The sequence below is a fragment of the Amycolatopsis panacis genome (genome assembly GCF_003600245.1).
In the GTDB taxonomy this organism is placed as follows: domain Bacteria; phylum Actinomycetota; class Actinomycetes; order Mycobacteriales; family Pseudonocardiaceae; genus Amycolatopsis; species Amycolatopsis sulphurea.
Window position 1 is genome coordinate 60,488 of record NZ_QZFV01000082.1, and the last position, 10,699, is coordinate 71,186.

Sequence of the window (10,699 nt, forward strand, 5' to 3'; positions counted from 1 at the left end):
GAATGCCAGCGGGGGTAGTCCGCATCACCGGGACGGCCGTGTTAGCCACCTCACTGACCACGCGAACGAGTGAGCACGGTGTCAGATCCACGTAAAGCCGGGGCGGCGTTCTCAGGAAAGCTCACCTAACGTCGGCACGTGCCCCGATTCCCGCTCCCCCGCACGCGCACCACCCGGCTCCTCGCGCTGGCCGCGGTGGTGGTGCTCGCCGCGGCCGCAGTGGTCTGGACCACCAGTGGCTCCGGGCGGCCTGCGGTCCGTACCCAGGACGCCTTCGTCGCGGTGCCGGCCGCGCCCGGCTCCGCCGAGCAGGTCCGCATCGACACCACGACCTACTACCCCGAGCGCACCCCCGCACCCGCCGTGCTGCTCGCGCACGGATTCGGCGCGGACAAGACGGGCGTGGGCGCGCAGGCCGAAGAGCTGGCCCAGCGCGGGTTTCTCGTGCTCACCTGGTCGGCACGCGGGTTCGGCCGCAGCACCGGCAAGATCGGGCTGAACGATCCGGACGGCGAGGTCGCGGACGCGAGCCGGCTGATCGACCGGCTGCTGTCCGGGCACGACGTCGCCACCGGTCCCGGTGGCGCGCCCGAGCTTGCGGTCACGGGCGCCTCCTACGGCGGGGCGTTGTCGCTGCTGCTGGCCGGCACCGACCACCGGGTGCGCGCGGTCGCCCCGGTGATCACCTACAACGACCTCGCGCAGGGCCTCGTGCCGAACACGGCCACGCAGACGGAACCCGCGAAGACTCCGGCGGCCGGCGCGTTCGCCCAGGACGGTGTCTTCAAGAAGAGCTGGGCAGGCATCCTCTTCTCTGCCGGATCGGGAGGCGCGCCGTCGGCTGAAGCCCCCGAGGCCGGACAGGAAAGCAGCGACAACGGGGGCGCGGCAGGCGGCAGCGGCACGTCGCCCCAGGCGGCCGGTCCTTCGGGCCGCGCGCAGCAACCGGCCGCGGACCCGTGCGGCCGGTTCACCGCTGCGGTCTGCAAGGCCTACACCGAGCTTTCCACCACGGGAAGGGCGAGCGCCCAGACCGTCTCCCTGCTGCGCCGGATCTCCCCCGCGTCGGTGACGAACCGGATCACCGTGCCGACGCTGCTCGTGCAGGGCGAGAACGACACGCTGTTCGGCCTCGACCAGTCCGACGCGACGGCGCGGCAGGTCACCGCGGCAGGCGGCTCGGTCCGCACGATCTGGTACGCCGGTGGGCACGACGGCGGCACGCCTGGCCCGCAGCTGCGTGGGAAGATCGGCGACTTCCTGTGGTCCGCGCTCACCGGTGACGGCGATCCCGGTCACGGCTTCAGCTATGACGTGCAGGGCACGTTGCGCGCCAACGGAACCCCGTCCGTGCGGACGGTCTCTGCCGACACCTACCCCGGGCTCGCCGGTGGGAACACCGAACGGCAGCAGCTGGCGCTCACCGGTCCCGCACAGGAGGCCGTGCGGCCGGCGGGGGCGAATCCGGCCTCGGTGAGCGGAATCCCCGGGCTCAACGGGCTCGCCTCCAGTTCGTCGTCACGGCTGTCGCAGCTGTTCGGGACGGATCCGCCGGGGCAGGGCGCGCAGTTCGGCACCCAGCCGTTCGACCGGCAGGTCGTCGTGGCCGGGGCGAGCACGGTGCGGCTACGGGTCGCCACCGATCCGGCGCACCCGCTGCCGGAGGCTGTGCTGTTCGCGAAGCTCTACGACGTCGGTCAGAACGGCAGCCGGGCGCTGCCCGCGAACGCGGTGGCTCCGTTCCGGGTGACCGGGCTGCCCGCGGACGGCACCCCCGTGGAGGTCACGGTGACGCTGCCGGGCATCGTGCGGCCGGTCGAAACCGGGCACTCGCTGCGGCTGGTGGTCGGCACCACCGACCAGTCCTATTCGGTCCCGCCACAGCCGGGCGTGTTCCGCATCGGCCTCGCGTCCGGCAGCGCGCTGCAGGTCCCGGTCGTGCCGGGCACCTCGGCCGGGGCGGCCTTGCCCACCGGGCAGCTGATCGGCATCGGCGGGACCCTCCTGGCCGGTGCGGCCGTGCTGACCGTGGTCGCGCTCCGGCGCCGCCGGGCGCACGACGTCGATCCGAAGCTGGCCTCGACGCCGCTGGTGATCTCCGGGCTGCGCAAGCAATACGGCGGCGGGTTCGTCGCGGTGCGGGACCTGTCCTTCCGGGTCGAGCCCGGCCAGGTGCTCGGCCTGCTCGGGCCGAACGGCGCGGGCAAGACGACCACGCTGCGCATGCTGATGGGCCTGATCACGCCCACCGCGGGCGAGATCAGGGTGTTCGGCCACCGGATCACGCCGGGGGCGCCGGTACTGTCACGGATCGGGTCGTTCGTGGAGGGTTCCGGGTTCCTGCCGCATCTGTCCGGCCAGGCGAACCTGGAGCTGTACTGGGCGGCCACCGGGCGGCCCGCGGAGAAGGCGCACTTCACCGAGGCTCTGGAGATCGCCGGGCTGGGCGACGCGGTGCACCGCCGGGTCAAGACCTACAGCCAGGGCATGCGGCAGCGGCTGGCGATCGCGCAGGCGATGCTCGGCCTGCCGGAGCTGATGGTGCTCGACGAACCGACCAACGGGCTCGACCCGCCGCAGATCCACCAGATGCGCGAGGTGCTGCAGCGCTACGCCGCGACCGGGCGCACCGTCGTGGTGTCCAGCCACCTGCTGGCCGAGGTCGAGCAGACCTGCACGCATGTGGTCGTCATGCACCGCGGCACGCTCGTTGCCGCCGGGGAGGTCGGCGAGCTGGCCGCGGCGAGCGGGGAGGCGACCTTCCGGGTGGACGACCCGGCGGCCGCCGCGGCCGCGCTGAAGGGGATCGGCGGCGTCTCGGACCTCGAAACCGAGGACGACCTGGTACACGCGAATCTCGGCGGGCTCGGCCGGGCCGAGGCGGTGGCGACGCTGGTCCGCGCGGGCGTCGCGGTGGAACAGGCCGGTCCGCGGCGACGGCTGGAAGACGCGTTCCTGCAGCTGGTGGGAGACGATTGATGAGCACCCGGCGAGGTCGTTCCGCCTGTGAAGAGGGCGCTTTGTCCACCACCGGCGACCACCGGCGACGCATGAACACCACTCCTGGGGAGGTCGCATGAACACCACCGACGGTGCCAGCGGGGTGCACACCGACCCCGCGGCGTTGCAGGAGCTGAGCGACCTGGCCAGCGCGGAGCCGACGGAGATCGGCCCCGACGGCGCGGTGGCCGGGTACCGGGCCGCACGTACGCTGCGGCTGGGCGTGGAGCTGAGGCGGCAGCTGCGCCGACGCCGGACCCAGCTGGTGCTCGCGTTCGTCGCGGTGCTGCCGTTCATCCTGGTGCTGGCCTTCGAGATCGGGCAGTCCAGCCCGAACCGGCGGACCGGCGGGTTCGTGGATCTGGCCACCGCGAGTGCGCCGAACTTCGTGGTGCTCGCGCTGTTCGTGTCCGGGACCTTTCTGCTGCCGATGATCGTGGCGCTGTTCTTCGGGGACACGATCGCCAGCGAATCCTCGTGGTCGAGCCTGAAATACCTGCTGGCGATCCCGGTGCCGCGGCACCGGCTGCTGCGGCAGAAGGCCGTGGTGTCCGGGCTGCTCTCGATCGGCGCGCTGGTGTTGCTGCCGCTGATGTCGCTGCTGGTCGGCATGATCTTCTACGGCTCGGGCGACGCGATCAGCCCGACCGGCGACGCGATCGCCTTCGGCGACAGCCTGCTGGCGCTGCTGCTGTCCATCGGGTACATCGTGATCCAGCTGGCCTGGGTGGCCGGGCTGGGCCTGCTGCTGAGCGTGTCCACCGAGGCGCCGCTGGGCGCGGTCGGCGGCACGGTGCTGGTGGCGATCCTGTCGCAGATCCTCGACCAGATCACCGCGCTGGGCGACCTGCGAAACTACCTGCCCACGCACTACTCGTTCGCCTGGATCGACCTGATCTCCACCGACATCGACTGGAACAACCTGGTCCGCGGCATGCTTTCCGCGCTGGTCTACGCGACGGTGTTCCTGCTGCTGGCCGGGCGCCGGTTCGCCCGCAAGGACATCACCAGCTGAGTCCTCACCCGACGAACCGGGCCGGACGGCGGTACGGTGCTGCGCGTGACGATCCGGCTGGAACTCTCCGCGGGCACCGAGGGCATCGCCCTGGTAAAGATGGAGCAGGGCCTGGACACCGCGACCTGCCGCCAGCTCGTGCTCGGCCTTGAGGAGGCAGACGCGGCGGAGGCCCGCGCCATCGTGCTGACCGGCACCGGGGACACCTTCTCCCCCGGCGCCGACCTCGCCCGGATCGTCGAAGGCGGAGCGCGCCGCATCGAGGAGTTCCTGTCCGAGCTGTCGGACGCGCTGCTGGCCGTCTTCGGTTTCCCGCGCCCGGTGGTGGCCGCGGTCAACGGGCACGCGACCGGCTTCGGGCTGGTGCTGGCCGCCGCGTGCGACCATCGGGTGGCCGCCGACGGCGAGGGCCGGCTCGGCGTGCCGGAGCTGCACCGCGGGGTGCCGTTTCCGTTGGCTGCGCTGGAAATCCTGCGGTGCGCCTACGGCACGACCCCGTTGCCCGCACTCGCCTACGGCGGCGCGGCGCTGACCGTCGCGGAAGCGCTCGCCCGGGGTCTGGTGGACGAGGTCGCGCCCGCCGAGGAGCTGAGGTCCCGGGCCGTGGAGCTGGCGACGCGGCTGGCCGGACTCCCGGCCGAGGCGTTCGCGCACACCAAGGCCCAGCTGCGCCGCCCGTACCACGAACGGATCGCCGAGAACCGGGTGTCCGACGACGCCCGGGTGGAACGGCTGTGGTGCGCGGAAAAAACCCTCGAAGTGATCAAGTCCTCTGTGGACCGGAGCTGAGCGCCGCGTCCCTACCTTCGGCCGGTGTGGCCGTCGTCGGCGGGCCGATAACCTCGGCCTGTTGATCTTCAGCTGTCGAAAGGGACCGCGTGCGCAGGCTGCTCACTTTCTCGTCCGTTCTCCTCGCGACCGCCGGGTTCGTCCCGGCGGCGCCCGCGGCGAGCGCGAGCGACATCACCACCGAGCTGGCGGCGATCCCGCGGCTCACCGTAGTCTCGAAAGACCCCGCGCCCGCGGGATTCCAGTTCTTCAAGCTGACCTTCACTCAGCCGGTCGATCACCGGCATCCGGAAGGACGCACGTTCGAGCAGCGGTTCACCTTGCTGCACCGGGATTCCTCCGCCCCGACGGTGGCCTACACCAGCGGCTACAACGTGTCCGAGACGCCGAATCGCAGCGAACCGACCCGGATCGTCGACGGCAACCAGCTGTCCATGGAGTACCGCTACTTCACCCCTTCGCGCCCGGAACCGGCGAACTGGTCGCGGGACCTCACCATCTGGCAGGCCGCGGCCGACGAGCACGACGCGGTGCAGGCGCTCAAGAAGATCTACCGGGGCCGGTGGCTGGCGACCGGCGCCAGCAAGGGCGGAATGACCGCGACGTACTTCCGCCGGTTCTTCCCGGACGACGTCAGCGGCACTATCCCCTACGTCGCGCCGAACGACGTCATCGACCCGGTGGACAACTACAACCGGTTCCTCGCGAACGTCGGCACCCCCGAGTGCCGCGCCTCGCTGAAGGCACTCCAGCGGGACGCGCTGAAGCGGCGCGTCGAGCTGGGCGAGCGGGCGAAGGCGGCGGCTGCGAAGAAGGGCTACACCTTCAAGACGGTGGGCTCGCTCGACAAGTCCCTTGAGATCGCGGTGATCGACTCGTACTTCGGCTTCTGGCAGTACCAGAAGGCCTCGGACTGCGCCTCGGTGCCGAAGCCCGGCGCGCCGGCCGCGACAGTGTGGGACTGGTTCGAGAAGGTGGAGAGCCTCAACAGCTACTCGGACCAGGAACTCGATTCCGTCGTGCCGTACTACTACCAGGCCGCGGTGCAGCTCGGCTCCCCCGAGGCGTACGACAGCTACCTGCGCGACCTGCTGCGCTATCCGGGCGCCGACACACCGCGGACCTTCGTGCCCGCCTCGGTGCGGCTGCCGCGGTTCGACTACCTGGCCATGCCGGACATCGACTTCTGGGTAAAGTCGCAGGGACGGCAGCTGCTGTTCGTGTACGGCTCGAACGACCCGTGGAGCGCCGAACCGTTCCAGCTCGGCTTCGGGACCAAGGACTCGCACCGCTACTTCGTTTCGGGCGGTAACCACGGTTCGTCCATCGCGCAGCTGCCGCCCGCGCAGGCCGCGGAAGCCACTTCGGCGATCCAGCGCTGGGCCGGTCTGCCGGAATCCGCTCCGGCTCGTTCGCGCATGGTCACCACGCCTTCGGACTTCCCGCGCTTCGACACGGACGAGATGATGTCGAGCCGTCCCCGGCTGTAGTGGGTCTGCCCGGGCCGTTGCAGTGGAGGCGGCCCGGGCAGCTGCCGAGGTCAGGGGGTGTTCAGTTCGATGAGCGGCAGGTCGGTCTGCGGGAAGTCGTCGCCGATGCACAGGAGCGGCTCACCGGCAATTTTGGCCGTGGCATACGAATGGCAGTCCCCGAGGTTGAGCCTTGCCGCGTGCCGTCCCTTTCCGAATCGTTGGAATGCTTCGATGGCGATCTCAGCATGCCGCGACTCGAAGGGGATCGTGCTCACGTTCCACTCCTGGAGGAACCTCTCGTACAGACTCCGGCCTCGCATCCCGAACTTGGCCAGCAGCACGATCCCGGCCTCGGTTCGGGTCGGCGCACCGATCTTAGGTTCAGTGTCGGTCACCAAGACTTGTTCCAGGGCTGCGCTCTCCGGCTCGCGATTGATGATCGCGACGAGGGCCGACGTATCGATGATCACACGCCCTCCGGCCCGAAACCGAGGATGGTTTCCTGCTCTTCCTTGGTGATCGGCACGCCCAGCTGATCCGGCGGCAGCTGGGACCAGACCTCTTCCTCCAGGAAGCGGTGCAGCCGCTGCAAGCGCTCCTCAGCGGTTTCCGGATTCGCGGCAAGCTTGTCTCGGAGCTCCCGCAGCGCGGTCCGGACCGCGGCGGTCTTCGTATCCCCGGTCAGCGCGGCGACCTCGGCAGCCAGCCGCTCAGCTTCCGGGTCCTTGATGTTCATCGCCATGGTGTAAGTGTACCAAATAGGTGTACTACTTGATCCCCGCCGCGTCCATGCCGCGGAGTTCCTTCTTCAGGTCGGACACCTCGTCGCGGAGCCGGGCGGCCAGTTCGAACTGCAGGTCGCGGGCGGCCTGCATCATCTGGTCGGTCATCTGCTGGATCAGGTCGGCCAGCTCCGCGCGGGGCATGGCCGAGACGTTCTTCTCGGTCAGCACCCCGGAGCTGCGCACGCGGTCGCCCTGTTCGGGCTTCTTGCCACGGGAGGCGTTGCGGCCGGAGCCGCCGACCGCGACCGACTCCTCGGAGTCCTCCGCCTCGCTGTAGACGCGGTCCAGGATGTCCGCGATCTTCTTGCGCAGCGGCTGCGGGTCCAGCCCGCGCTCGGTGTTGTAGGCGACCTGCTTGGCACGGCGGCGGTCGGTCTCCTCGATCGCATACCGCATCGAGTCGGTGATCTTGTCCGCGTACATGTGCACCTCACCGGAGACGTTGCGGGCCGCGCGGCCGATCGTCTGGATCAGCGAGGTGCCGCTGCGCAGGAAGCCCTCCTTGTCCGCGTCGAGGATCGCGACCAGCGACACCTCGGGCAGGTCGAGACCCTCGCGCAGCAGGTTGATGCCGACCAGCACGTCGAAATCCCCGGCCCGCAGCTGCCGCAGCAGCTCGACCCGGCGCAGAGTGTCCACCTCCGAATGCAGGTACCGCACCCGGATGCCCAGCTCCAGCAGGTAGTCGGTGAGGTCCTCGGCCATCTTCTTGGTCAGCGTGGTGACCAGCACCCGCTCGTCCTTTTCCGCCCGCCCGCGGATCTCGTGCACCAGATCGTCGATCTGCCCCTCGGTGGGCTTGACCACCACCTTCGGGTCGACCAGGCCGGTGGGCCGGATGACCTGCTCCACGAACTCCCCGCCGGTCTGCCCCATCTCGTACGGCCCGGGGGTCGCCGAGAGGTACACCGTCTGCCCGATCCGGTCGGAGAACTCCTCCCAGGTCAGCGGCCGGTTGTCCACCGCGCTGGGCAGCCGGAAGCCGTAGTCGACCAGGTTGCGCTTGCGGCTCATGTCGCCCTCGTACATGCCGCCGATCTGCGGCACGGTCTGGTGCGATTCGTCGATCACCAGGAGGAAGTCCTCCGGGAAGTAGTCGATCAGGGTGGCCGGGGCGGAACCGGCGGAACGCCCGTCGATGTGCCGCGAGTAGTTCTCGATCCCGGAGCAGAAGCCGACCTGCCGCATCATCTCGATGTCGTAGGCCGTGCGCATGCGCAGCCGCTGCGCCTCCAGCAGCTTGCCCTGCTTCTCCAGCTCGGCCAGCCGCCCCTCCAGCTCGGCCTCGATCCCGTGGATCGCCTTCTCCATCCGCTCCGGGCCGGCCACGTAGTGCGTGGCCGGGAAGATCCGCACCTCTTCGACCTCGCGCACGATGTCGCCGGTGAGCGGGTGCAGGTAGTACAGCTTGTCGACCTCGTCGCCGAACAGCTCGACCCGGATGGCCAGCTCCTCGTACGCCGGGATGATCTCCACGGTGTCGCCGCGCACCCGGAAGGTGCCGCGCGCGAACGCGATGTCGTTGCGCGTGTACTGCACGTCGACCAGGGCGCGCAGCAGCACGTCGCGGTCCACCGTGCCGCCGACCGTCAGCTTCGTGGACCGGTCGAGGTAGGACTGCGGGGTGCCGAGACCGTAGATGCAGGACACCGAGGCGACCACGATCACGTCCCGCCGGGACAGCAGGTTCATCGTGGCCGAATGCCGCAGCCGCTCGACGTCGTCGTTGATCGACGAGTCCTTCTCGATGTAGGTGTCGGTCTGCGCGATGTAGGCCTCGGGCTGGTAGTAGTCGTAGTAGCTGACGAAGTACTCGACCGCGTTGTGCGGGAACAGCTCGCGCAGCTCGTTGGCCAGCTGCGCGGCCAGCGTCTTGTTCGGTGCCATCACCAGCGTGGGGCGCTGCACGCGCTCGATCAGCCACGCGGTGGTGGCCGATTTGCCGGTCCCCGTGGCCCCGAGCAGCACGACGTCCTTCTCGCCCGCGGTGATCCGGCGTTCGAGATCGTCGATGGCGGCCGGCTGGTCGCCGGCCGGCCGGTACTCGCTGACCACCTCGAACCGGCCGCCGCCGCGAGGCACCTCGGAGACCGGGCGGAAGTCGGACTGGGCGAGGACGGGGTGTTCGGTTGCGAAAGCCACGTCCCCAGGGTAGGCGCCGCCCCCGACAATTTCCGGCACACCCGGTCCGACCTGCGGCGAAGCCTCCGTGACCCCGGGTGGGCCAGCGGGCAAGATGAGCGGAGTGACCGACGTGCACCCGCCGAAGGTGGAGATCTTCGACCCGCCCGCCCACCTGAACGTGGACAACAAGGGAATCCGCCGGGAGGTGGAAGAGTTCCGGGAGGAGCCGTTCGGGCTGTACCTGGCCCGCCCCGCCCCCGGGCGCGCGCAGTTCCACTTCCTGGAGTCCTGGCTGCTGCCCGGACTCGGGCTGCGGATCACCGACTTCTGGTTTTCCCCCGGCCACGAACGCGACCAAGACTTCTATCTGGACGTGGTCCGCGTACACCGTGACGGGCCGCGCTGGGTCGCCACGGACCTGTACCTCGATCTGGTGCTCAAGGACAAAGTCTCGATCCGGGTCATCGACAGTGACGAGCTGCTCGCTGCGGTGGCCGCAGGGCTGCTTCCACAAGCCGAAGGCGAGTACGCGCTCGAAGCCGCGTACGCCGCGTTGGAGGGCATCGCCGCACACGGTTACGACCTGTCCGGCTGGCTGTCCGCGAAGGGCATCACGACGACTTGGCGGAGGCACCCCACCAGGTGAGCCACCGGGGAAACCCCCACCCTGTCCGGGCGGGCAACCGCATTACCCGCGCGCCGCCGTCCGGCCACGATCTGAGCACTATGAACGAGAACGTGAACGACGAGCGTCTCGCCGAGCCGGTGACCCTGGACCTCGTCGAACGGCTCTACCGTGAGCACATCGACGCGCTGCGGGCCGCCCGCAACGGGCGCACCGCAGTGCCCATCCGTCGATGAAGACTCAGCTCGACCTACCTGCTGCTGCGCCACTTCCGCCCGGCGAAGGTGGTGGAGATCGGCTCGCTGCACGGCTGGTCCACGAGCCGGCTCCTGCGTGCGCTCGCCGACAACGAGACCGGACGGCTGGTCACCGCGGATCTGATCGACCGCGCCACCGAGACGGTGCCGAAGTCGTTGCCGGAGGGCCGCTGGGAATTCCGCAAGGGCCACGCGAAACCCTCACCGGCGACTGGCTGTCCAATGTGGACTATCTGTTCATCGACGCCGATCACCGCGCCCGCTTCGCGCGCTGGGTATCTCGCCGACGTCTTCCCGGTGCTCCGGCCGGGCATTCCGGTGAGCGTGCACGAGGTGTTCCACCGGGCGGTCCCGCTGCCGTTCACCGAAGGCGTCGAGGTGCTGCGCTGGCTCGACCGCGCCGGGACCGCGTACTTCACCGCCGCCCGCGCCCGTGCCCCGCGCACAGGATGGAGCCGTACGCCCGGTACGTGAACGCTGTGAAGGGACCCTTCACGGACTCTGAGAGGCTGTTGCGTTTTTGAGCGACCCGCCGGTGATGATCTTGGTGTGGGGTTGTGGTGGCGGGAGAATCCTGGTGTGGCTAGGGGTTTTCGTCCGGTGGATCGTGATCAGCAGTTCTTGGTGCCGGT

10 protein-coding genes are annotated in these 10,699 nt (G+C 69.8%); 7 read left to right on the forward strand and 3 right to left on the reverse strand.

Going from position 1 to position 10,699, the window contains the following annotated elements:
• Window positions 1-138 precede the first annotated feature (138 nt).
• From D5S19_RS15465 to D5S19_RS15480, 4 genes are all read left to right on the forward strand, one after another.
• Window positions 139-2,979, forward strand: coding sequence for an alpha/beta fold hydrolase (locus tag D5S19_RS15465; protein ID WP_120024037.1), 2,841 nt, complete (start codon window positions 139-141; stop codon window positions 2,977-2,979).
• A gap of 97 nt (window positions 2,980-3,076) precedes the next feature.
• Window positions 3,077-4,015, forward strand: a complete 939-nt coding sequence (locus tag D5S19_RS15470) for an ABC transporter permease (RefSeq protein WP_120024038.1) — start codon at window positions 3,077-3,079, stop codon at window positions 4,013-4,015.
• 51 nt (window positions 4,016-4,066) lie between these two features.
• On the forward strand, window positions 4,067-4,804 hold the full coding sequence (locus tag D5S19_RS15475) for an enoyl-CoA hydratase/isomerase family protein (protein WP_407641753.1): 738 nt from the start codon (window positions 4,067-4,069) through the stop codon (window positions 4,802-4,804).
• Between the two features lie 89 nt (window positions 4,805-4,893).
• Entirely contained in the window at window positions 4,894-6,294 is a 1,401-nt protein-coding gene (locus D5S19_RS15480) for a S28 family serine protease (RefSeq protein WP_120024039.1), read from the forward strand.
• A gap of 50 nt (window positions 6,295-6,344) precedes the next feature.
• On the opposite strand, the gene D5S19_RS15485 is transcribed toward D5S19_RS15480, so the two are convergent.
• The 3 genes from D5S19_RS15485 to uvrB are packed head-to-tail and all read right to left on the reverse strand — an operon-like array spanning window position 6,345 to window position 9,203.
• A complete protein-coding gene (locus D5S19_RS15485; RefSeq protein ID WP_120024040.1) occupies window positions 6,345-6,746 on the reverse strand; it encodes a type II toxin-antitoxin system VapC family toxin in 402 nt (133 codons plus the stop codon).
• Window positions 6,743-7,018, reverse strand: a complete 276-nt coding sequence (locus D5S19_RS15490) for a type II toxin-antitoxin system VapB family antitoxin (RefSeq protein ID WP_120024041.1) — start codon at window positions 7,016-7,018, stop codon at window positions 6,743-6,745. Before D5S19_RS15490 ends, D5S19_RS15485 begins: the two co-directional genes overlap by 4 nt.
• Window positions 7,019-7,043: 25 nt before the next feature.
• Window positions 7,044-9,203 (reverse strand): excinuclease ABC subunit UvrB, encoded by a 2,160-nt coding sequence (gene uvrB / locus D5S19_RS15495; RefSeq protein ID WP_120024042.1) that lies wholly within the window; start codon window positions 9,201-9,203, stop codon window positions 7,044-7,046.
• A 103-nt stretch (window positions 9,204-9,306) separates the two neighbouring features.
• Here uvrB and D5S19_RS15500 point away from each other — a divergent pair, with 103 nt between their 5' ends.
• The 3 genes from D5S19_RS15500 (at window position 9,307) to D5S19_RS15505 (ending at window position 10,541) form a co-directional block, all read left to right on the forward strand.
• The gene (locus tag D5S19_RS15500) at window positions 9,307-9,831 is read left to right on the forward strand and encodes a DUF402 domain-containing protein (RefSeq protein WP_120024043.1); all 525 of its coding nucleotides are present in this window, start codon (window positions 9,307-9,309) and stop codon (window positions 9,829-9,831) included.
• Window positions 9,832-9,911: 80 nt separating this feature from the next.
• Entirely contained in the window at window positions 9,912-10,046 is a 135-nt protein-coding gene (locus D5S19_RS33570; protein WP_267901125.1) for a hypothetical protein, read from the forward strand.
• A 51-nt stretch (window positions 10,047-10,097) separates the two neighbouring features.
• Window positions 10,098-10,541, forward strand: a complete 444-nt coding sequence (locus D5S19_RS15505; protein WP_233573939.1) for a class I SAM-dependent methyltransferase — start codon at window positions 10,098-10,100, stop codon at window positions 10,539-10,541.
• The last annotated feature ends 158 nt before the right edge of the window (window positions 10,542-10,699 follow it).